Raw genomic sequence first — 23,141 nt, 5'->3', positions numbered from 1 at the left:
GCCCTCAGCGAATTAGTCAGAGTCAAATTATACTTAACTTTAATATAGAACAATGGGAAAAATTATTGGCATAGACTTAGGAACAACGAACTCCTGTGTGGCTGTCATGGAGGGTAACGAGCCGGTTGTAATTGCAAACAGCGAAGGTGCCCGTACAACCCCTTCAGTGGTTGCATTCATGGATAATGGTGAACGCAAAATCGGTGCACCAGCCAAACGCCAGGCGATCACGAATCCCAAGCATACTATCAGCTCCATAAAAAGATTTATGGGCAAAAAATACGATGATGTAACAAGTGAGCAAAAAACTGTTGCATACACCGTTGATAAAGGTCCAAACAATACGCCTCGTATCCCCATCGGAGACAGGTTATATACGCCACAGGAAGTTTCTGCATTCATTTTGCAGAAAATGAGGCAAACTGCTGAGGATTATCTAGGTCAGGAAGTGACAGAAGCGGTTATTACAGTTCCTGCTTACTTCAATGATGCAGAACGTCAGGCTACAAAAGAAGCAGGTCAGATTGCAGGTCTTGATGTGAAACGTATCATCAACGAGCCTACTGCTGCTGCTCTTGCTTATGGTCTTGACAAGCAACACCTTGATATGAAAATCGCTGTGTTTGACTTGGGTGGTGGTACTTTTGACGTTTCGATCCTTGAATTGGGTGACGGCGTTTTTGAAGTAAAATCTACGGATGGCGATACACACTTAGGTGGTGACGACTTTGACCAGGTAATCATTAACTGGCTTGCAGACGAATTTCAAAAAGACGAAGCGGTTGATTTGAGAAGAGACGCAATGGCTTTGCAACGTTTGAAAGAAGCTGCGGAAAAAGCAAAAGTGGAATTGTCAAGCTCAACACAAACTGAGATCAACCTGCCTTATATATTCCCGGTTGATGGCATTCCAAAACACCTTGTACGCACATTAACCCGTGCAAAATTCGAGCAGCTTGCTGATTCATTGTTCCTGAGAATGATGGAGCCTTGCAAGAAAGCGATGAAGAATGCAGGTTATACCAATAATGATATCAACGAAGTAATTCTGGTTGGTGGATCTACGCGTATTCCTCGTGTGCAGGAAGAGGTTGAGAAATTCTTCGGCAGAAAACCTTCAAAAGGAGTTAACCCGGACGAAGCTGTGGCAATCGGTGCTGCAATTCAGGGTGGTGTTTTGACAGGTGAAGTTAAGGATGTACTTCTTCTGGACGTGATTCCATTGTCGTTGGGTATCGAAACATTGGGTGGTGTATTCACCAAACTGATCGATGCAAACACGACAATCCCGTCTAAGAAAACAGAAACATTCTCGACTGCTGCTGATAACCAGCCTTCTGTTGAGATCCACGTGTTGCAAGGTGAGCGCCCGATGGCAAATCAGAACCGTACATTAGGACGTTTCCACTTGTCCGACATTCCACCAGCACAACGCGGAACACCACAGATCGAAGTTACATTTGACGTGGATGCAAACGGTATCCTGCATGTTTCTGCCAAAGACAAAGGCACAAACAAAGAGCAGAAAATCCGTATCGAAGCTTCAAGCGGTTTGACAGATGCAGAAATCACACGTATGCGTGAAGAAGCAAAAGCAAACGAAGCTGCGGATAAAGCTGAACGTGAAAAAATCGAGAAAATCAACGCTGCTGACAGCCTGATCTTCTCTACTGATAAACAATTGAAAGAATTTGGCGACAAGCTTTCCGCTGGAAACAAATCAGCGATTGAAGGAGCATTAGCCGAATTGAGAACTGCGCATCAAAGCCAGGATCTTGCCGGAATTGACTCTTCAATGGAGAAACTGAATGCCGCATGGCAGGCTGCGTCTCAGGAAATGTACGCACAAGGTGGTGAGCCTCAGCCGGGCGGACCAACTGGTGAACCGCAAGGTAACCCAGGCGCCGCAAACGGAAGCAGCGCAACCGACGATGTGACGGACGTTAATTTTGAGGAAGTCAAATAATAAGGCAACTTTAAAATCCCCGTCTTTAACCAGATGGGGATTTTTTTTACACGCAAATTTTTCAAAAGTGTGTAATTAAGACCTGCTTCAAGAACAAAAAAGACCAGTCGTTTCTGGCATTAATTTTTACCCTATCCAATCAGCATATCGTCAGACTAAAAACCACTTGAACCTAAAATTCAACATTCCAATGGACAACAGAATCGCATTACCAGAGTTGATGTATTTGTCTCCTACGACCCGAGAAAAGGCGGTCACCATTGCTCAGGAGCTTTTAAGAACAAACAATATTTCTCCTCGTGAGGCGGTTGCAAAAGCAATTTTAATTGCTAAAAACTGGGCGGTAAAAAATGTGAACCGTCGGGTGTGGAAAAAATTGAAATCATTCGAAAAAGAGATCATATGATAGGTTCAGATCTGAAATTCAAAGATCAGGTTGCGATCGTTACAGGTTCTAGTTCGGGAATTGGTAAGGCATGCGCCATTCATCTTGCCGAGCTTGGCGCGAAAGTGGTTGTTAATTACAGCTCTAACCTTGAAGAAGGTGAAAAGACGCTCAATGAAATTATTTCAAAAGGCGGTTCCGGAATCCTGATTCAGGCTGATGTAAGCCGTGAAGAAGAAGTTAAAGCGCTGTTCAACGAGACCATCAGCAAATACGGGCGTTTGGATATCGTTGTGAGCAATGCAGGGCTTCAAAAAGACTCATCGTTTTTGGAAATGACATTGGAGCAATGGCAGAAAGTGATTGACGTAAATTTAACAGGTCAATTTCTGGTGTGTCGTGAAGCTTCGAGGCAGTTCGTAGCGCAGGAGAAGGGAAAGACAGATGTTGATCACAGCGAGCTGTCCATTGGTAAGATTATTCTGATGAGTTCTGTGCATGATGTGATTCCCTGGGCGGGACATGTTAATTACGCCGCTTCTAAGGGAGGCATCATGATGTTCATGAAATCCATTTCACAGGAACTGGCACCATATAAGATCCGTGTCAATTCGGTTAGTCCCGGCGCGATTAAAACTTCTATTAATAAGGAAGTCTGGTCCGATCCTGATAAATACAAAGGACTTTTACAATTGATTCCATACAAGCGAATCGGAACCCCGCAGGATGTAGCCAAGGCCGTTGCGTGGCTGGCGTCGGACGATTCTGATTACGTTAACGGCGAAACGTTATACATTGATGGCGGTATGACATTATACCCCGAATTCGCCGATAACGGTTAATATTAGCATTGCATTTCATCATGACAGAAAGCGCTGGGATCCACTTCCAGCGCTTTTCGTTTGTAGTCAGGTTTTCTAAAAGTAACTTGCGCGCTGAAACAGAAAAGCCTATGATTGCAAAACTCCTTAAAAACACTAGCGAGCTGCTCGCAAGAAACCAATGGGTCGCATGGTTGTGGACATTTCTGATTCTGCTGGCCTGCACATGGCCGGGAAAGGATATACCTGCTGCACCTATTGTCGGTTTTGACAAGATTGTTCATGCTGGCCTTTTTATCGTTTGGATTACATTATGGACATTGGTTTATCCAAAAAAAGCAGCACTGTTCGTGCTGCTCGGAATGGCTTATGGCCTTGGTCTCGAATTTTACCAGCAACTCCTGCCCTTCGACCGCACATTTGATTGGTGGGACGCAGTGGCAGACGCTGCTGGCGTATTAATCGGGTTTGCGTTCAAAACAATCGTGATCGATCGTTACCGCCACCGTTTGTATTGATTGATCAGACCATTGGTCGAGCTGTCGTGGTTTGAAACCGGCCAGTCGTTTTGGAGTTCAGGATAAATTTTGTTGGCCAGCTGCTTACCAAGCTCCACGCCCCACTGATCGAAACTGAAAATGTTCCAGATAATGCCTTGTACAAAAATCTTGTGCTCGTACATCGCTATCAGGCTTCCCAGTGTCTTAGGAGTAATCTTTTTGACCAAAATCGAGTTGGTAGGCCGATTACCGGAAAATACTTTGAATGGCGTCAGGAACTCTATTTCCTCCTTGGACTTTTTCGCAGCCACCAGTTCCGCTTTCACTTCTTCTTCTGTTTTTCCATTCATTAATGCTTCTGTCTGTGCAAAAAAGTTTGACAAAAGCATCTTGTGATGCTCGCCAAGCGGGTTATGGCTGGTTGCAGGCGCGATGAAATCACAAGGAATCAGCTTTGTTCCCTGGTGTATCAATTGGTAAAATGCATGCTGACCATTCGTGCCCGGCTCTCCCCAAATCACCGGCCCGGTTTGGTAACCAACCGGCTTGCCGTCACGACCTGTGCTCTTGCCGTTGCTTTCCATATCGCCTTGTTGGAAATAAGCTGCAAAACGGTGTAAATATTGATCATAAGGAAGGATTGCCTGAGTCTGCGCATCAAAAAAGTCATTATACCAAACGCCCAGCAGCGCAAGAATAACTGGAATGTTCCGCTCAAACTTCGTCGTCCTGAAATGCTTGTCCATATCATGCGCGCCGGCAAGCAGCTGCTCGAAATTCTGGAAACCAACAAAACAAGCAATAGAAAGTCCGATCGCAGACCACAAGGAATAACGGCCTCCAACCCAATCCCAGAATCCAAACATGTTTTCAGGATCAATACCGAACTTCTCAACCTCAGCTTCATTCGTTGAAATCGCAACAAAGTGCTTTTTCACATGCTCCTTATTCCCGGCTGTTTCCAAAAACCAGGAACGCGCGCTATGCGCATTCGTCATTGTTTCCTGGGTTGTGAATGTTTTAGAAGCGATCATGAACAATGTCGTTTCCGGGTTCAGCGACTTAATCGTTTCGGCGATATGCGTTCCGTCCACATTGGAAACGAAATGTACATTCAATCCCGGCTTACCATAAGCTTTTAATGCTTCGGTCACCATCACGGGGCCCAAGTCGCTTCCGCCGATGCCAATGTTCACGATGTCGGAAATCTCTTTCCCGGAATAACCTTTCCAGCTTCCCGACCTTACTTTTCCGGAAAACTCCTTCATTTTAGCCAAAACTGCATTTACGTCCGGCATCACATCTTTTCCGTCCGACAAAATCGGTTCGTTGGAACGGTTGCGCAAAGCAACATGCAGCACCGAACGACCTTCCGTCGCATTGATCTTCTCGCCCGTAAACATCTGCTCAATCGCATCTGCCAGCCCTGCCTCTTCTGCAAGCTGAACAAGATATGAGCGCGTCCGGGTGGTAATGCGGTTTTTAGAATAGTCTAACAGAATGTCACCAAACCGGATCGAAAACTTCTTGTGACGGTCCGCATCTTCCTCAAAAAACGACTTTAAATGTTTCTGAGATATGGTTTTATGATGTGTTTTCAGCTTTTTATAAGCTGCCAGTTGGTCAAAGGGCACGGTTTTGAGCATTTCTTATGGCGTTTTGTTTATAAATCAATTTTCAGGACTGCATAGGGCGGCCGCAACATTAATTCGATGCAAAAATATGATTTTACACCACTCGAAACGATTTTTACTTAACTGACTGCATCACAAACGCCCTTAAAATAACCTACGGATTCAGCTATTCCGGCCAGCGGATCCTTCATATCTTTCTCATATTCAAGACTACAGCATCCATCATACTTCACCTTTCTAAGCATTTTAACGAATGCAGGAATATCGATAATTCCGCGTCCGAGCTCACAGGTTTTACCCTCTTTGGTCGCAGCGGTGACGTTTTTTAAATGTATGTCAAAAATCCTTTTGGCGTATTTGCCCAAATCTGCCACCGAATCCTGGCTATCGCGGCGGTTGTGGCCCATGTCAAAGCAAATGCCCACACCCGGATCCAAATCCTTGATCAGGTTATGAATGGACGTTGCATTGGGATATAATTTGTCTTCCGGGCCATGGTTGTGAATGGCGTAACGAATGCCCGTTTCCTTCACTTTGTCGCTCACATGTTTGAGATCTTCATGATTAGGAATGCCTACGATAAGCTTCACGCCCACCCTTTTGGCATAGTCAAATGCATTATCAATGTCCTGCGGTGTTTTCGTATAAATAGGGCCCACTGCATAGCCGGTAACATCAGCTTGTTTCAATTTTTCGTGAAAAGCGGCGATTTCCTCAGCTGTACTTTTATAAGGCAGGTGAAAATCCTTGATGCAAAGATAATGCACATCGGTCCGCTTCATCATTTCGAGCGACTCATCCAGTTTGAAATTCACAAAGCTAAACCCAGCCATCGCCAGCTTAAAAGTGTCCGGCTTTCTGTCAAATGCCAAATCATTAGCGAAAGCAGTTTGGGACAAAACACCGCCAGTAACAAGCCCAGCCACTCCTTTTTTTACAAAAGCTCTTCTTGTAGTCATTGAAATAATTTAAGGTTCGGGTTTAATAATACAATATAAATTACAAAGATCCTCCCCACCAGAATTATACTGGCAGAGCCATAGGTTGAATTTCTAGCTGAAACCATATCACCGATCAATAACTACGGCGCACCGGAGAATCAACAGATTTGGCTAATCACCTACAATTCTATTTTTTGTACAAAAAGTGAAAAACATATTGCGATTCAATAAAAACTGTAAACGCACTCAGTGCTGGGCAACGAGCATTTTGATATCTTAGTATTGTAAAATCCACTAACGCATCTGCTATATGAAAAGAATATTTACTATAATCCTGGTATTATTTTGCTTTAAAGCAGTCGCCCAATGTCCGTCAACCGGAGTAGTGTTGTTGCGAGAGCAGGCCGACATTGATAATTACTTTGCAAACGGTGGATGCAGTGTAGTGCAGCACCTTTTTATCGGAGACGGTGCTCCTAACATTTTGAATCTCAAAGGCCTGAACGGAATTACAACCGTCACTGGATCCATGTTTGTCGGTTGGGGGCCGCTTGTAGACTTCACAGGTCTTGAGACCTTAACCAGCGTTGATACATTGAACATTGAATGGTGCCCTTCGCTCAAAAATTTTAAGGGGCTGGAGAATGTCTCGACAATAAATTACTTGTCGTTAAATGAATTGGACAGTTTTGAGAATTTCAATGGGTTGAATGCAACTGTTAAAGGCAGCCTCTATATTGGTGGTTGTCCTTCGATGACGAGTTTGGCAGGTCTTACTATACCGGCATCGGTACCTGACGGCCTGATGATCATTGATTGTCCGTTACTCAATGATTTCAGCAGTTTTTCAAACTTGAAAAGTACGTCACGGCTCTTTATTAATCGCCTGGGTTTGATTGAAGACTGTCAATGGTTAAACTCCCTCGAAGTGGCCACACAATTAAATATTGAGGGCAATGATAACTTAACGAGCTTAACAGGGCTGGAAAATCTACATACTGTTGAGAGAATTCAAATAAGCTCTAATCCCTTACTTACCTCCATTGCTGACCTGGGAAATATTAAATCGAATCTTTCGCAATTTTTTGTTCTCTCTAACCCGCAATTATCAAATTGTACAATTGATGCTGTTTGTTGGATGCTTTTGGGATCTTCACCAAAAGAAATTATCCTGCATGAGAATAACGGGGACTGCTCCAATACCGCACTACTTACATCGGCTTGCAAGGAAAGTTTGCCGGTGACATTACTTTCATTTGACGCTGTTCTGGAAAAGAAGGTGGTAAATTTAAACTGGAAAACTTCCGAAGAAGAGAATAGTGAAAAATTCGAAGTTCAGCATAGCACAAACGGAAAGCATTGGTCGGTTATTGGTGAGGTAAAGTCCTCCGGAGCCGGAATTTTAGGAGCTGTCTATCAATATGAACATCAAACACCCTCGGGCGGTAACAATTATTATCGATTGAAAATGATAGACTTTGATCGAACCTATGCATTAAGTACAATATCCCATGTGTATTTAAATGATAACAGTGAGACCGTATATCCTAATCCGACTTCCGGCAGCATTAATATTGTCTCGTCTGACCCAGGCAAAATTGCCTCTTTTGAATTATTTAATAGCAAAGGAAATATTGTAATGAAGCGCCGCGGAGGCTTAGCTGATCATATTAACCTGGAAAAATTCTCTTCCGGGTCTTACATTCTGAGAATTACAAAGAACGATTCGACTTTTTCAAATCATAAAATAGTGGTTACGAAGTAATCTCCAATCGGGGTTAACCTTTGGCAAAGACCTTCAAGCATTATCAGATCTTAAGCCTGATCCCGCCGCGATTAATGATCCCGGTTACAATAATGACCAGCAATGCAAAGCAGAATGACTTTATCAGCCCGATGATTCCGGTCCTCAGAAACTCGGGTAAGCTGAAACCGACCAGCGTTAGTACCGCGTACCAAATGTAAGGCACCAGGTAACAGGTTAATGTCGCTGTGCCGGCGGGTTTGATCATGGTTGCCCAGGTTTTTACTTTTTTCAAATCCACCAGCCAGAACAGCATTGCGAAAACGATGAAGGCGATCCCGCTGCAAATCCCAACCCAGGCCGGCGTAGCCCTGATCTTCGAAATTCCCCAAAAGGGGCGCGTTCCAAAGCCATAAGCCAGGCAAACGACGCCAAGCACAACCAGGATGGCCAGGTATGTCGCGTTAACACCATTTTTCTTGCTATAAAGCCGATAAATGACCGATGCTACGACGCCCGCCATTGTAAACGCAGGCATGGCACCGCTCCCTACAATCCAGACGTAATCTTTTACCGGATCCAAAAAAGAGAGCATCCCTGCGAAATCTGCCAGATTGAACAAAACCAGAAAAAGCCAGCCGATCACATTCAATGTCAGGTTGTCGCCCGCCAGAAAGTAAATAACCGCGCAGACCAAATAAGCCCAACCGATCAGTCCGAGGATGCCGTACCAATGTGTTCCCATCCACGAAGGATTCGCCGCGTCACCACCTTTGTAAATAATCGCCAAACCCACCAGCAGCAGATAACCCAGCACTTTCAGCCCTGTATATAAGGGCTTCTTCTCTGGCCGGTCAGGATACACATTCCAGATCAGGAAAAATGCGATCACCATCAGAATTTCCCATACATACTTACTCACGATCATGCCCGAGCTGAATGCATTTTCATAATTCACAATGAAAATACCCATTAACAGTAATGCAAAAGTGCGCTCGGCAATGTGGTAGAGAATTGTCCCGTTGCTATCCCCTTTTGACTTTCTGTTTGCAATGGCAAACGGAATGGACAGGCCCACAATAAACAAGAAAACAGGAAAGACAACGTCTGAAAGTCCCATAGCGTCATCCGGACCCTTGCTGTGTTGCATCCATTCAGGAACCCCTTTCAAGGTCCAGAAATCATTCACAAAAATCATGATGAGCATGGTAACCGCGCGGAAAATATCGATGGAGTCCAGGCGCAGCGAGGCGGGCAGTAAAGGTTTCATTAAAGAATTCAGGAATGAAGGTTTAGGAACCCAATATACGGGAAATTAGCTATCTGCCAGCTGCTTTTTACTCGCACATACAGCTCAGCACCGCTTTTAGCTGTCTTACCATTCGATTTTGCTGCTTAGCATATTCGATTTCACCATATCTTATTTAAGTAATTAATTTTAATTGAAATATCCTACCCTTACCCTCTTATCATTTTGAAACCGAATACACTTCTGTTTGAAATTGCCTGGGAAGTCTGTAACCAGATCGGTGGGATATACACGTACGTCAAGTCCAAAGCACCGACGATGACGGACACTTACGGAGATCACTATTTCCTCGTCGGTCCTTATTTTCACGAAAAGGCAAAACTTGATTTCCGCCCGATCCGTGAGCTGGATAACTCTCCGCTTTCCCGGGCAATCCTGTACATCAGAAGCCTCGGATACGACATACATTTGGGTTACTGGCTGTTGGAAGAAGCACGGCCAAAAGTAATCCTGATCAACCCCATCATCCCTCCCAAAGCGCTGAATGAAGTTAAAACTGCATTGTGGCAGCATCATAAAATCTCCGCTTTGGAAAGCAATGCATTGCTGGATCAAGTCCTTGGCTTTGGGGAGGTTAGCAGGCTTTTCTTCACGAAACTAATTGAAGAAGCGGATATTAACCAGGACATTATCGCTCATTTTCACGAGTGGATGTCGGCTGCCGCGCTGGCCGAATTAGCGCGTCAACAAGTACGGATTGCAACGGTTTTTACCTCACATGCCACATTACTCGGGCGCTATCTTGCACCGAATGAAGATCAGTATTTTTCCAGAATCCCTACCTACGACTGGCAGCAAAAAGCGCGGGAATATGGCATAGAAGCACAGGCACAATTGGAGAGAAATGCGGCCGGACATGCAAATGTGCTTGTTACAAACAGCGAATCTACGGCAGCGGAATGCGAGGTGTTTTTGGGGCGCATGCCGGATAGTATAGTGCATAGCGGTATCCATCGTAAGCCAGGTGTTGGTTACGAAGTTTTTGAGTGGCACCTGCAAAACCGGCAAAAGATCGATGCATTTGTCAAGGCTCTGTTTTCGCCCAGTTATCAACTCCGAAGCGACAAGACGCTCTATTTCTTTACATCCGGCCGTTATGAATTTTATAACAAAGGTTTCGACGTCACATTGCAGGCCATTGCGCGGCTGAATGAGGAACTCGTGCGCAGGAAATCGGAAACGAATGTTGTTCTTTTTATTATTTCAAAACAGCCTTTTCATAACATTAAGCCGGATGTTCTGGAAGCACGCCAGCGTTTTCAGGAGTTGCAGCGGATCTGTAAAATGATCAGCGCAAAGCTCGGGCCCAGGATCTTTGCGAATGTTACAGGCTCCGAAGTCCGCAAACTTCCTGATCTCAATCAACTCATCGATGACGATCTGCAAATGACCTGGCGCCAGGCATTGGCCAACTTCAAAAGAAAAAGCCTGCCACCCACTACAACGCACCATTTAATCGGTCATGACGACATTATTGCATTTTGTCAGCAGGCAGGCTTAACTAACAAAGAAGAAGATAATGTAAAAGTAATTTACCATCCCGATTTCATTGAAAGGGCGACATCGCTTTTTTCCATGGACTATCTGGAATTTGTAAGAGGCTGCCATCTAGGCATTTTCCCATCATTATATGAACCTTGGGGATACGCGCCCATGGAAACTGTCCTGCATGGAACGCCAGTTGTGACCAGCGACGTTTCCGGTTTTGGACATTTCGCAAGACAAGCTGCGGAGATGGAAGGAAACAATGAAGTCAAAGTTGTAAAACGCCGGGAACAATCCAGCGAACAAGCGGTCATCCAGCTTACCGAAATATTCCTCGAATTCATAGAAGACTTCGAAAGTCACCAATACATCCCCCGCGCCACCCTCCCCAAACCCGTTCTCGACTCCCTATGCTGGTCCGAGCTTCAAAAAAGATACGAAGAAAATTACAAGCTGACACTGTTAAGATACCAGCCTGTTGCGGGGTTGTATTGAAAATAATCAATTCCCCATATACCGCAGCGAAAGCATGGTAATATCATCGAATTGCGTTGCGGCTCCGATGAAATCTATCAGGCTTTCTAATGTTGATTCGTTCATTTCTTTGGCGGTTTCTTTGGTAGAGCCTTCGCCGGTTGTGAAGAAATCCTGGAGATAATGTAAGCCGTAACGCGCGCCTGCCAGGTTGTTGGCATCGGTTACGCCGTCGGTGTAGAGCACAAATTTGTCTCCCGGGTTCAATGTTAAAGTATGCGATTCGAATTCGAATGTCGGGTCGAAGCACAAGGCCATGCCTCCCTCCTTTTTTACCAGTTCGGTTTCACCATTGGCGCGAATGATCACAGGGGGTTCGTGGCCGGCATCTACATATTCAACAACGCCTGTCTTGACATTTAATATACAAACAAAGGCTGTTACGAACATATATGAAGAATTGTCTTCACTCAGAAACTCGTTCACAATCTTTACTTTCTCCGTGATCGAATCACCATTGCGGTTGGAAAACTGGCTTTTAAAAATTGCCTTGCTGATCGCCATAAACAATGCTGCCGGCACACCCTTATCCGAGACATCACCGATCATGAAAAACAGACGCTCGGAATCCATCATAAAATAGTCGTACAAATCTCCGCCGACCACTTTTGCAGGATGAATGAATGCATGCAGATCCACCCCCGCTTTGCCAATGTTGGCCGGGACCGTTTTCGGCAACATGGACATCTGAATTTCCTTGGCAACACTAAGATCATTCTGGATTGCGATCAGCTGCTCGCGGCCTTTTTCCAGGCTGGCCAGCATTTCAATGTGCTCCACGGTTTTGGAAATGGTAATTTCCAGATCTTCGAAATTCACCGGCTTGGTCACAAAGTCGAAAGCGCCGCGGTTCATAGCCGTCCTGATGTTGTCCATATCGCCGTATGCCGAGACCATGATCGATTTCAGCAACGGATTTTGTTTCTCATTTACCTTCGACAGAAATGTAAGGCCGTCCATGCCGGGCATGTTAATGTCGGATAGTATAAGTGCAATGTCATCAGACTCTTCCAGTCGCTCCAATGCTTCAATGCCGTTGTTAGCAAACACAAATTCGTATTTCTTGTCCCGGATCTGCTTTCGGAACAATTGAAGAATCAGCATCTCCATATCCTGCTCGTCATCTACACTTAATATTCTGATAGCCATTATCTTATAATTTTTTAAATTGATATCTGTTTAAAATAAATCTCATCCGGGAATCACAATTGTGAACTCCGTTTTTTCACCGACCACAGAGGTTACGTGAATGCTTCCTTTGTGCGTGTCCGTCACGCTGGTATACGTGAGCGATAAGCCCAATCCGGTTCCTTTTCCCTGCGGTTTTGTTGTAAAGAACGGCTTAAAAAGCTTGGCAACAATGTCTTCCGGAATGCCGATGCCGTTATCGCAAATTCTAATTTCCACTTCCTGGCCGATTCTGGATGTTGTAATCTCAATGACCGGTTCATAGCCTTCCGCCTGCCGCTTCGACTTTTCATTCACCGCATAGCACGCATTATTGACCAGATTCACAATCACCCGACCAAACTCCCCTTTCGCCAGTTTCACGCAGCCAATCTCAGGATCGAAGTTAAATTTGAGCATTACATTGAACGCGCTGTCCTCTGCCCGGACGCCCTGGTAAGCAAGCTTGCTGTATTCTTCCAGCAGCTGGTTGAGGTCTATGGGTTCCAGGATAGCAGCGTCGGAGCGGGTTTGTGCGAGCATTCCCTGAATGATCCGCTCAATGCGTTTGCCGTTTTCGTTGATCTTGACGAGGTTTTGCGAAAGCGTTTCCAGCAGATCTTTCTCATCGGCGAGGTCCGTCTCGCTCATTTCGGACAGCGGTTTTTGGCAAATGTCCAGGATCTCGCCCACCAATCCCTGCGAAAGTCGGGAAAAGTTATTGACAAAACTTACCGGATTCTTTATTTCATGTAAAATACCTGCACTCAGTTGTCCTATTTCGGCGAGCTTGTTGAGCTCAATGATCTTTTGCTGATACAGTTCAATGTCTTGTTCCGTCGTTCCGGCTCCCATAGTCATGGTAATTAAAAATTTGCAGCATTTAGCGTATTAAGCAACAACCGGCAGGAAAATTTCTATTTCGGTAAATACCCCTTCCAATGAATTTACCGACATGCGCCCTTTGTGATACTCAATAATGTCCTTACTCATATATAAGCCCAGCCCTGTTCCTTTGGACGTAGGTTTTGTTGTAAAAAATGGGTTGAACAGCTGCTCCTGCTCCTTGGCCGGAATGCCTTTCCCGTTATCACGTACGGTAATGCAAACGCCGCTTTCCACCAGTTTAGACGAAATAATAATCTGAGGCTCAAAGGTTTTATCGATCCTGGCCTTTTCCAGCAAGGCATAGCAGGCATTGCTGATCAGGTTCGTGATCACCTGTGCAAATTCATAAGGCAGCACACTGACTTTAACCGGATTGCCATTTAAAGCCAGATCCAGCTTTACAGACGCATCTTTATATTCAGTCAGTGCTTCCTGAATGGCGGTTTTGGCCTTTGCTTCCAGGAAAGGATTCAATTCTGTAATGATAAAATCGCTGGATTTCCCTTTCAGCAACTTTTGCATATCCTTTACGATACGCGTTGTGCTGTTGCCATGTTCATAAATTTTTTCCAGATTTTTTTGAAGCATACTGAAACCGCTGTCCAGATCATCCTTCTCATCTTCCGACAAGCCATCCTGGTGCTTGTCAGTGACTTCGGTTATTTCCTTTAAAAGCTTCCCGGACGATTGCGAGAAGTTGTTAATGTAGTTCAGCGGGTTTAAAATCCTGTCCACAATCCCTTTGGTAAGGCTGCCCACCGACGCCAGCCGCTCCTGCCGGATCAGTTCTTCCTGCGTCGATTTCAGGTTGGACAATGTATTTTCAAGGTTTTCCAGAATGTTTGTTTTAATATAAGCCCCGATCAAATGCTCTTTCAGGTTTTTAACGACATTAAAATCCCGCTCCGAAAATGCATTTTCTCGGTCCGTATTTTCCAGCGTAATGTAGCTTTTCACCACGCCGTCTACCCGTATCAAGATCGTAATCAGTGCCTTAGGAGAAAAAATCTCGCTGATGGACGCATTGGCGTTTTGCTTTCGAAAATCATTTTTAAGGAAAATATCTTCCAAAATTTCTTCGCCATTTTCGATATACCGCTGCTCGGCTTCCTGAGCCGTCAGTCGGACATCTTCTACATTTGCAGTTTCCACTGCGCCCGCCAGCGCTATAAATTGATAGTTGTCAGTTGCGCTGTTATAAACCAATGCAGACGCTCCGTTGACGTTTTGAAATTCGCATAATTTGTTCAAAACCAGCTGAAACAGCCGCCCCGTATTCACCTCGCCATTAATCGATTTTACAAACTCATCGATCCTTTCCAGCTGATCGTTCGTTGCTGAGAGTTCCTCGGATTGCAATTCCAGTTCTTCTTTCTGGTTCACAACCTCTTCTGTACGTTCGAGGATCCGCGTTTCCAGTTCTTCCTTTTCTCTCAAAATCCTTCTTAACCGCCAGCGGACCACGTAGTAGATCATGGCGCCGAATAAGATCAGGTACAAGGCAATCATATACCACTGCCTGAACCAGGGCACGCGGATCTTAAAGGCCAATGATGTTTCCTTTGAAACGTGGTCGTAAACGTCCCTTGCCCGGACTTTGAAATTGTAACTTCCCGACGGCAAGCCGCTGTATTCCTTTCGCGTCAGCGGTCCCCAGTCAGACCATTCTTTGTCATAATTTTCAAGAAAATATTGGTATTGAACCTCCTGATTGGTATGATAACTCGGCAATGCAAACTCGAAGATCAGATTGTTCTGACGGTGGCTGAGAGACTTGGCAATCATTCCGTTTTGTGCAAATTGCAGCAGGCTGTCTTGTGTGGCAACACTCCTCAGCATGACCGGATATTCGTAGACATATTGATCGGGCACCCGCATGTCGAGCCGGAAGAGCCCCTGATCTCCGCCCAGCCAGGCGCTGCCATTTTCATCCGGGAAAATGATCTCAAACGGAACATCCGCAATGGGCATCAATGGTGTTTCCAGCAGTTCGAAGTCGCCGGAAGGCTTCTTCTTGAAAAATGATGCTGATTTTTTGTCGCCGCGTGTGGTCCAGACATTGCCCTTGTCATCCCCTTGCACACGATCAAACCACGTTTTCTCTGCATGCAGCCAAATCGCACGGGTAAAACGGTCGGACTGAGGCTGATACTCGAACAGGCCATCCTTATTAGAGACTATTAACTTGTCTTCATACAAAGACAGTTTGTTGTATAATGGGCTGGAAATGCCTTGGGCGGCAGAAAAACGTTTAATGGTTCCCGATTTCCCATCCAGCTTGATAATGCCATTGGAAAGCGTTTCGAGCCAGAAAGTCGATGGGGAGGACTCGGTAGCGCCTACTATTTGTTCGTTAACTGCCGTTACCCGCTCTGCCCGCCATTCATTGCCAGCCCGCGTTAACCTGGTTAAGCCGTCCTGCAAGCCAACAAAGAGCTCATTACCAGTGCGTGAAGCCGTTACGCTCAGTGAAAAAACCGAGTTGATTCTTGAAATCCCTGACCCTTTGGTCCATTGAAAAAGCCCTTTGTTTGAAGCAATGTATAGCGTGCCATTTGCCTCATCCAGGCCCAGACAGCTTCCCGAAAAGCCGCCAACGTGAACGATCTGGTTGTTTTCAACATAATATAATCCATTTAATGTGCCTATCACAACCCGTCCCTGAAACCGCCTGATAGCAGTTACGGAACCTCTCAGACCATCCCGGCTGTCGAAAAGTGAGATCGGTGAAGGCAGATCAAAGCGAGCGATACCATCGTTGAGCGCGACCCAGAGATTGTGCTCTCGGTCGGTAAACATGGCTGACACTTGCGTTTCCTGTAAATCCGTGTCGGCTGCCACAGGATATTGCACATTTCCATCTGCATTCACCACCAGCATGCCGCCCGTTGCCATGCTGATAGCAATTGTTCCGTCCTGTAATTTGGTTGCATAAGTTGCTTGATTGCGTACAATCACCGGATTTACATTGCCGTCAATGACCTCAATGCGGTTATTTTTTAATTTAAAAATGCCCTGACTTGTTGTTACCAGAAGCGCAGATCCATCCCCAAGCTGTACCACCGAAGTAAGGTCCAGCAAAGCAGGCACGTCACTATTCTGCTCGATTTGGGAGATCTGATCACCATTGATCCGGATCATCCCTTTATTCTTGGCATAAACCAGCATTTCCTCTTTGAAAGGAAACGCCGCCTGGATTTTCAGGTTGTGCTTGAATGGCTTCACCGTTGTGCCATTCCAAAAAAAGTTGATCTGATCCGTTACAAACCAAGCGCCGGCTTTGGTAGGGATAATTTGAATAATTTGTGCAAATTTTTCTTTCAATTTGGCTGACAGATTCACAAACCGCTGGACACCGAAAGCGTCCTTACCCAGATAACCGAATTCCCCGTTCGCTCCTACAAGCACCCGACCTTTTGCGTCCGTCGCCAGGGCAGATACGCGTGTGATATTTGTCGTCTGGATCGTTTTCCACTCCACGCCGTCAAATTCAAGTACACCCGCGAAATTGGCAAAATACATCATGCCTGCCCTGTCCTGTGCTATGGCGAAGTTTTGGTCGTGTGCACGATATTCAGCAGAAGAATAATAGCCCGACAATGGCCTTCCCACATCCGGCTTTGCCACATTTGCAAGCTGTGCCCAAAGCTTTTCCGAGCCGGTCAGACAGATCAGAATGATTAGTAACTTAACGGATCTCAACACTTTCCTCCACATTTTGCCTGATATTAAGATCTTTTAAAAGAAAATTTTCAATGATATAAAACTCCGTGTCTTCCAGCACATTCGGGATCATAGCGACACCCATTGCAGTCAGTTCAGCCACATTGCGGATGTTACCGGCTTCCAGTGCGCCGATTTTGGAGAAAAACAATTTTCCATAAGTCACAAGGATTGAAACGTCGCCGTCGCTCAGGTGTTTCCGCAGATCCACCACTTCGCCACTCTCTTCCTGGAAATAGGCCGAAGTGAGCAGCACTTTTTGCAACTCCCCGCTTAGTAGTCCGCCTAATGCATGCGTTTCGCGCAGGCGGCGGAGCTTGGAAACAAGCAGATCTTCTTCGGTCGAAAGCCATTCAAGCGGCTTCATGATCTCAATGTGAAAAGCATCATGTTTCCTGGTCATTGCTTCCATTAAGGAGCGGAAACGGCCAGGATTTACAATTCGGAGGACGTAAAATGATGTTTCAGAAATAATCTTAGACCTGGAAACAGCATTAGCAACCAGCACAGGCGTCACAATTCCGGCACCAAAATGACGCAACTCTTTGATCGCAACCGCTTTTGTCCAGCGCGAAATCCTGGTGTAATCCTTATTAATAATGTCGATCAGACGCTCTTCCACGGATAATGTTGCGAGTGGATAAATTTCTGCATAGCGGCGGCGCATTTCATCTAGCGAGTCGCTGTCGAGATATGGCAGGACTTTGTTTTTAATGTTTTCGGGCAAAAGCAAGTCACAGATTTCGGTCAGGTAGTCGCGTGCATCGGTTGCCTGATCGCTTTTGAGCAATGTTACGGCGTGAAAACGGGAGCCATAAACGGCTTCCAGAACGATGAAAGCTTTGCGCATGATCCGCATCCTCTCCCGCTCCAGATTCAGCATCAGCTGGCTTTCCGGCTCGTAGGCATCCGAAAGATCGTGCTGCGCCGAGAGCAGCCAGGCGAATGTTTTCAAATGTTCGTCCAGCTCGTTCAGCATGAATGTTTGCTCCGTGGTGTTGCACGTGTAACGCAGGTTCCGCAATGCTTCCAGCACCTTGTCTTTTACAAAACGGTTGGGGTTTTCCAGGTTTCTGCGCAAAAGGCGGATCGCTTCCGGACCACCAATCTGCTCCACGATTTTGAGCAAATGCAGCTGCCGGTAACGGTTATCCTCATTGCTTAAAAATGATTTTTCAATGTATTTCAACAAAGGAGGCCCCGACTTCACCAGCGCATCGAATGCAACGGTAAAGTAGCGATCGGTCTCCATTTGCTCCATTAAAAAAGGCCACAGTTCTGCCCTTTTCAACTCGCCGGCCGTGTATATGGCCGCTTCACGCACACGTTTGTTGGGATCCTGCAATAACGGGATGAGATATTTGTACGACAAGAACCGGTTCGTGCCGCCCAGTCCCAGCGCCGCTTCAATGCGGTCTTCTTCTTTGGGTGAAAAAATCTGGTTAATAAGTTGTTCAAACGGCTTTTCAGAAATAGCGTGCCCTGGTGTATAGGAAGCGTTTTTCTTCGATTTTTCTGGGAAATCAAAAATCTTGTCGCGCACCATTTTCTTGTAAGAGTTTTCCCCTACGAATGCCACAAACGTCCAGCAAACCGCCACCACCAAAAACAAAATCGCCAGCTGCAAGGCGTCCATCCGCGAAATGTTGACCAGCACAAAAAGCAGAACACCAGCCGCCAAACCACCCATCGCCTTGGCCCGGCCTTCGATCCGGCCCTGAACATTCAGCCTGAAACGTGCCTGAATGGGCTGATATAAAACCTGGTATGCCGGCTCAGCAATGGCCTTGCGAACCGCACTCATGAAAAACCGGGAAAGCGCAATGCAGGCAAAAAAGATGGCCGCCGTGTCATAACCCAAACCATAGATCACCGAAACGGCAAAGCTGAAAACAAGGCTCAAAGGCAGGATCAGAATGCCGAGCTTCAAGCCGTATTTGCTAATGAGCTTATTGTAGAAAAATGTTTTGATAAAAAATTCAAGAATGGCACTGATACCAAAGAAAAACCCAAGAAAGCTGGCCAGCGATTCTTTGTTCGGGAACACATTGCGCGACTCCGTGAAGAAAATGTATTCGACATAAAACAACGCAAAAACGGGCAGCAGTGCGAGCAGAAAAATGTTGCGGAAATATTTAGGATCCACAGCGTCCGTCGCCACATGCTCGGCTGGTTTCGGTTTGATTTCAATGCGTGTGTGATCCGTTGTTACGTGACGTTTGTGAATTTTTCTCAATAAAACTGCGCAGACAATCAGGAAACCAACAGCCAGGATCAGTAGGGAGTCAATCGGCAAAATCCTCACCAGGGCCGGAACCGCCAGATACATAATGACAGAGGAAAAAACTTCTCCGCTGTTGATGAGCGAGGATAACCTTTTGGATTGCTGAAAATTGAACAGCTTCACAACCACTGCCCAGAACGTGACGCCATTGACCAGAACAAAAATCCGGTTCCAGATAAAGAGAAAAAAGAAAACCCATTTACTGCCTGTAAGATGATAAATGACCAGGAAGATGGCGATGGAGATGATCAGGAAAAGCAATGCATTTTCGCCTAACCGGTCAAAAGGAATGCGTTTTTGAATGCGGGTTAAGCCCAATCCGAGCAGGTAAACGAATACGCCGCCGACCACGTAAACCTGGGGCAACATTAAGCGGTCGAAGCTCATCAGAAACGACGAAGCCACCACGGTGTAGAACAATGCCGTTGCGCCGCCCATAAAAAAAGAATAGGCCATCAGCAGGCTCACGAGGCTTTCCTCGTCCTTTCTGATGTTGAGCATCCGCGATATGTCCTTGATTTTTTTCACCAGTTAAACTCCTAATTCTTTAATCATAAAATAGATCTGCCGTTCGGGCATTTGATACAATGGCCTGATTTTCCCCAGATAGAAAAATCCAAGATCTTCCAGCGGCTTAATGCGTGACGCAACGGGCTGGGCGACGATCAGCCTGGCGCCAAGGGTTGCTGCATACTGAATGCGGGCTTCGTCGAGTAATGTTGAAAAGCCGTTTCCACGATATTCCGGCGCAACCACCAGCCTGTTCAGAGATGCATAAGGGCCATTTCCGAAACCTTCCAGGATGGACCCGTCGAACAAATCTGCGTGCGGGACCGATTTGTAATCCGTATGGAAGGTCATGCGGGCAGCGGCCACAATTGACTTATTATGCAAGATCACCCAATGGTGCGCCAGCAGATCTTCATCGTCCAGCCACGCTTTATGTGAGAAAAAATCCTGGCTTATGCCCTGCTCGTCCTTCCAGGCCAGCACCCGGAGCGCCCCCATTTCATCCAGGCGTTCGGGATGGTCCAGCTTCATGAGCAGGAACTCCGAATTTCTGATTTCAAACCTTGTTTCCATTAAGCGAGGAGGATTTATATGCATCAATTCCATTTCGAAGAGCCGGTTTTTATTTGCGGTTTGTATCAAAAAGCAGCCCGACCGAGAACACACGACCTTCCTGCGGGTAACGCGACGCAGACGTAACGCCCTCGGCCGCCCGGATGCCCGGCACAAAATATTCGTGATTAAAGACATTGGAAACCTGAACCTGCAAGCTGAACATATTCAGAATGTTATGATAGGTCAATGTCGAGTTCAGCAAGTAAATCGGTTCAAAACGCGTGATCGGATTGCTGCTTCCCGAAGTTCCTATGCCTGATTTTCTTGCGCTTACATAATTGTTGGTAACACTGATGCTCAGGTTTTTAACCGGCTCATATACTGCTCCCAGATTAGCCGACCAGGGTGCAATGTCGCTGACCGGAATCTTCTGGCCTTCGACTTTACTAAGATCGCGCGGCTTACTGTAAGTAAAATTGCCCCAGACATTCAGCCTTTTCACATCATAACGCGCTTCCGACTGAATACCTATAATGCGCTGCTTGCCCAATGCCTGAAACTGCTGCGTAGGCAAGCCCGCCGGCGTCGTGGCAGCGGCAAGCCCTACCGCATTGCTGTAATTGGCTACATAACCTGCTACATTAAAGGACATTGCTTTATTGAACCGGACTGAAACGCTGCCTTCCACATTCTTCACGCGCTCGGGCTGCAAAGTGGGATTATTCAGCGCGCGCTCGCGGTTCGTGGCGTATTTTTGAAGATAGGAAGCATCCTTAAATGCCTCTGTATAAATACCTTTGAATACAAATTTACCTTTGGAGTAAATCAAACTGACCCGCGGATTGAACACGAAGCCATATCCTCCCTTTGAACGGATCTGATTGTGGTCGAGCCGTGAACCGAGCACCATTTTCAGGCTTTCGGTCCAGTTGTAAGTGGCTTGTGTGAATATACCAATGTCAAAAACACGGAAGTTATCGCCGCCTGCCAATGTGGAATCCGGGCGTCCGGTTTCGTCTGCGTTTTCGGTTTGCGAAGTAATGTAGTTGGCCTGGATAATACTGTTCCTGATTTCGATGCCGCTGTTGATGTCAAGCTTCGGCAACGGTGTGAGCAATACGCGAAACTCGTTACGCAACTGGTTCGAAACGCGATACCAGTAAGGGATCGAATACGTTGGCTTGCGCTGGTTAAGCAGATCGATAATGCCGTAACTGCCATTGAAATAACCTCTGTAAGTGGGCAAATTGGTTGCACCATTCAGCTCATGGAGCCGGTAGGAAGTCAGGTTCAGGATCTGGACTTTTTCAGAAATGAATTTATTGTAGGTCAAAGAAAACGCCTTGTTGTTGGCCACCCAGCGCGAAGCTTCGGGTGTTACGATGCGGGAGCGGTTGGTATACCAGGGTGTTGCGCCCTCATCCGTTTTCCAGCTCATGAGCGAGATCATGAAATCTTTAAACTCGATTTTGGCCCGGATAAAAAAGTTTTTTGAATCATCATTAAAACCCACCGGACTCCCGTTCACATTCGCCTGGAATAAATTAGCATTATCCAGTTCGGCCGCCTTTGCCTTCCCGGCATTGGTCAGGCTCAGTGCATTAGCAGCGCCGTTTGCGTCATAGCCAACCTGATAAAGATCGCTGTTCGGGAAAAGCGTGTTGAGCTTGTTGGTGGTAATGTAAGTCTGCGCGGCCGCACCGTTGATGTTCTGTTGTGTAGGATAGTTATCGGCAGTTCTCGGATCGTAATTCCATTCGGGATAACGGCTGTAATCCAGTTCGTTGGAAGCGAAATAGCGCGAGGTTACCGAAACTGCAACGTCCTTTGTCCGCATGGTCACCACACCGTCAATTAGTTTTGTATTTAGAGATCCATAGCGCACTTGGCCGTTCGTAGAAACCACCATTTTCTTGCCTTCCGGCATTTCGCGATCCAAAAAACGCTTGGTAATGAGGTTAATAACGCCTACAAATGCATTTGCGCCATACATAGTCGAAGCCGGGCCATAAATCACTTCCACGCGCTCGATGTCGGACAATGCATATTGCCGGGAAATGGGGATGTTGTCTGAATTCAGGTCGTTTTCCTCTACGCCGTCCACAAGGAGAATGGTGCGGTCGTTGGAAGTAGAGCGGTAACCGCGCTGGTAGAATGTGACATAAGACGGCCCGTTCCCTCTGATGACGTCGAAGCCCGGAATGTCATTCAGCATTTGGGTCAGATCTTTATAGCCGCGCTTCACAATGTCAGTTTGGGTCAAAACGGTTACGGTGGCGGGCACTTGCAGAAGGTTTTCCGCTTTTTTGGATACAGACGTGATCTGAATGATGCGGTCCATGAGATCGCGTTGCTGCGCCACCAAATCTTTGAACTGGGGTAATGCGGAGAATTCCGGCTCGTAATTTTGATTGGCTATCAACAAGTTACGAACAGCCGTGGCCGCTTGTGGCAAGGAGTCCAGCGCGAGATATGTCAATGCAATGATCTTGTAGGCCTGCACTTGGGCATTCGGCGAAAATCTGGTTTTAAGGCAAGGGTTTAGAATTTGAAAAACATCATCAAAATTACCGGTCCTGTATTTTCTGTCAGCCTCGGGAATGATCACCGTTGCATCGCAATCCTCTTGTGCGTGGGCCTTTGTGCCTGCAAAAGCAAGGGTTAGGAGGATCAAAATGGGTAAAAATCTTTTCAT

At 46.2% G+C, this 23,141-nt stretch carries 15 protein-coding genes; 6 read left to right on the top strand and 9 right to left on the bottom strand.

The window, feature by feature from the left end; all coding sequences use genetic code 11:
- The first annotated feature begins 52 nt into the window (after positions 1–52).
- The 4 genes from dnaK (at position 53) to G395_RS0118945 (ending at position 3,690) form a co-directional block, all read left to right on the top strand.
- Positions 53–1,966, top strand: a complete 1,914-nt coding sequence (gene dnaK / locus G395_RS0118960; RefSeq protein WP_026631506.1) for a molecular chaperone DnaK — start codon at positions 53–55, stop codon at positions 1,964–1,966.
- Between the two features lie 190 nt (positions 1,967–2,156).
- Positions 2,157–2,372: a hypothetical protein gene (locus tag G395_RS0118955; protein ID WP_035361740.1), complete on the top strand. Its 216-nt coding sequence runs from the start codon at positions 2,157–2,159 to the stop codon at positions 2,370–2,372.
- A complete protein-coding gene (locus G395_RS0118950) occupies positions 2,369–3,193 on the top strand; it encodes an SDR family oxidoreductase (RefSeq protein ID WP_026631504.1) in 825 nt (274 codons plus the stop codon). The genes G395_RS0118955 and G395_RS0118950 overlap by 4 nt, the downstream gene beginning before the upstream one ends.
- A gap of 20 nt (positions 3,194–3,213) precedes the next feature.
- Positions 3,214–3,690, top strand: a complete 477-nt coding sequence (locus G395_RS0118945; RefSeq protein ID WP_510185848.1) for a VanZ family protein — start codon at positions 3,214–3,216, stop codon at positions 3,688–3,690.
- Here the strand turns inward: G395_RS0118945 and pgi are convergent.
- Both pgi and G395_RS0118935 read right to left on the bottom strand, forming a co-directional pair.
- A complete protein-coding gene (gene pgi / locus G395_RS0118940) occupies positions 3,669–5,318 on the bottom strand; it encodes a glucose-6-phosphate isomerase (RefSeq protein WP_026631502.1) in 1,650 nt (549 codons plus the stop codon). The two genes, G395_RS0118945 and pgi, sit on opposite strands and share 22 nt — an antisense overlap.
- Positions 5,319–5,425: 107 nt before the next feature.
- Complete coding sequence (locus G395_RS0118935) at positions 5,426–6,265, bottom strand: sugar phosphate isomerase/epimerase family protein (protein ID WP_026631501.1); 840 nt, start codon at positions 6,263–6,265, stop codon at positions 5,426–5,428.
- 292 nt (positions 6,266–6,557) lie between these two features.
- On the opposite strand from G395_RS0118935, the gene G395_RS0118930 reads away from it, so the two are divergent.
- The gene (locus G395_RS0118930; protein ID WP_084439719.1) at positions 6,558–8,012 is read left to right on the top strand and encodes a T9SS type A sorting domain-containing protein; all 1,455 of its coding nucleotides are present in this window, start codon (positions 6,558–6,560) and stop codon (positions 8,010–8,012) included.
- Positions 8,013–8,055: 43 nt separating this feature from the next.
- Here the strand turns inward: G395_RS0118930 and G395_RS0118925 are convergent, their stop codons facing one another.
- The gene (locus tag G395_RS0118925; RefSeq protein ID WP_026631499.1) at positions 8,056–9,261 is read right to left on the bottom strand and encodes a DUF5009 domain-containing protein; all 1,206 of its coding nucleotides are present in this window, start codon (positions 9,259–9,261) and stop codon (positions 8,056–8,058) included.
- A 204-nt stretch (positions 9,262–9,465) separates the two neighbouring features.
- On the opposite strand from G395_RS0118925, the gene G395_RS0118920 reads away from it, so the two are divergent.
- Complete coding sequence (locus G395_RS0118920; RefSeq protein ID WP_051350249.1) at positions 9,466–11,280, top strand: glycosyltransferase family protein; 1,815 nt, start codon at positions 9,466–9,468, stop codon at positions 11,278–11,280.
- Between the two features lie 6 nt (positions 11,281–11,286).
- On the opposite strand, the gene G395_RS0118915 is transcribed toward G395_RS0118920, so the two are convergent.
- The 6 genes from G395_RS0118915 to G395_RS0118890 are packed head-to-tail and all read right to left on the bottom strand — an operon-like array spanning position 11,287 to position 23,141.
- A complete protein-coding gene (locus G395_RS0118915) occupies positions 11,287–12,468 on the bottom strand; it encodes a PP2C family protein-serine/threonine phosphatase (protein WP_026631497.1) in 1,182 nt (393 codons plus the stop codon).
- 42 nt (positions 12,469–12,510) lie between these two features.
- A complete protein-coding gene (locus tag G395_RS29770; RefSeq protein WP_051350248.1) occupies positions 12,511–13,341 on the bottom strand; it encodes a sensor histidine kinase in 831 nt (276 codons plus the stop codon).
- A gap of 36 nt (positions 13,342–13,377) precedes the next feature.
- Positions 13,378–17,091: a sensor histidine kinase gene (locus G395_RS0118905; RefSeq protein WP_026631496.1), complete on the bottom strand. Its 3,714-nt coding sequence runs from the start codon at positions 17,089–17,091 to the stop codon at positions 13,378–13,380.
- Complete coding sequence (locus G395_RS0118900; protein WP_026631495.1) at positions 17,063–19,909, bottom strand: HEAT repeat domain-containing protein; 2,847 nt, start codon at positions 19,907–19,909, stop codon at positions 17,063–17,065. Before G395_RS0118900 ends, G395_RS0118905 begins: the two co-directional genes overlap by 29 nt.
- 3 nt (positions 19,910–19,912) lie before the next feature.
- Complete coding sequence (locus G395_RS0118895) at positions 19,913–20,464, bottom strand: GNAT family N-acetyltransferase (RefSeq protein ID WP_026631494.1); 552 nt, start codon at positions 20,462–20,464, stop codon at positions 19,913–19,915.
- A 49-nt stretch (positions 20,465–20,513) separates the two neighbouring features.
- Positions 20,514–23,141, bottom strand: a complete 2,628-nt coding sequence (locus tag G395_RS0118890; RefSeq protein WP_026631493.1) for a TonB-dependent receptor plug domain-containing protein — start codon at positions 23,139–23,141, stop codon at positions 20,514–20,516.

This window comes from Dyadobacter alkalitolerans DSM 23607 (assembly GCF_000428845.1).
In the GTDB taxonomy this organism is placed as follows: domain Bacteria; phylum Bacteroidota; class Bacteroidia; order Cytophagales; family Spirosomataceae; genus Dyadobacter; species Dyadobacter alkalitolerans.
Note: the sequence above shows the minus strand (reverse complement) of the source record. Positions and strands in the feature narration are given on the sequence as shown.

Excerpts from the sequence above, each read along its gene's own strand:
- G395_RS0118935 (WP_026631501.1), bottom strand. The coding sequence starts at position 6,265 with ATGACTACAAGAAGAGCTTTTGTAAAAAAAGGAGTGGCTGGGCTTGTT.
- G395_RS0118925 (WP_026631499.1), bottom strand. The coding sequence starts at position 9,261 with ATGAAACCTTTACTGCCCGCCTCGCTGCGCCTGGACTCCATCGATATT.
- G395_RS0118930 (WP_084439719.1), top strand. The coding sequence starts at position 6,558 with ATGAAAAGAATATTTACTATAATCCTGGTATTATTTTGCTTTAAAGCA.
- G395_RS0118890 (WP_026631493.1), bottom strand. The coding sequence starts at position 23,141 with ATGAAAAGATTTTTACCCATTTTGATCCTCCTAACCCTTGCTTTTGCA.
- dnaK (WP_026631506.1), top strand. The coding sequence starts at position 53 with ATGGGAAAAATTATTGGCATAGACTTAGGAACAACGAACTCCTGTGTG.
- G395_RS0118905 (WP_026631496.1), bottom strand. The coding sequence starts at position 17,091 with ATGTGGAGGAAAGTGTTGAGATCCGTTAAGTTACTAATCATTCTGATC.
- G395_RS0118945 (WP_510185848.1), top strand. The coding sequence starts at position 3,214 with ATGACAGAAAGCGCTGGGATCCACTTCCAGCGCTTTTCGTTTGTAGTC.
- G395_RS29770 (WP_051350248.1), bottom strand. The coding sequence starts at position 13,341 with ATGGGAGCCGGAACGACGGAACAAGACATTGAACTGTATCAGCAAAAG.
- G395_RS0118915 (WP_026631497.1), bottom strand. The coding sequence starts at position 12,468 with ATGGCTATCAGAATATTAAGTGTAGATGACGAGCAGGATATGGAGATG.
- G395_RS0118895 (WP_026631494.1), bottom strand. The coding sequence starts at position 20,464 with ATGGAAACAAGGTTTGAAATCAGAAATTCGGAGTTCCTGCTCATGAAG.
- G395_RS0118955 (WP_035361740.1), top strand. The coding sequence starts at position 2,157 with ATGGACAACAGAATCGCATTACCAGAGTTGATGTATTTGTCTCCTACG.
- pgi (WP_026631502.1), bottom strand. The coding sequence starts at position 5,318 with ATGCTCAAAACCGTGCCCTTTGACCAACTGGCAGCTTATAAAAAGCTG.
- G395_RS0118950 (WP_026631504.1), top strand. The coding sequence starts at position 2,369 with ATGATAGGTTCAGATCTGAAATTCAAAGATCAGGTTGCGATCGTTACA.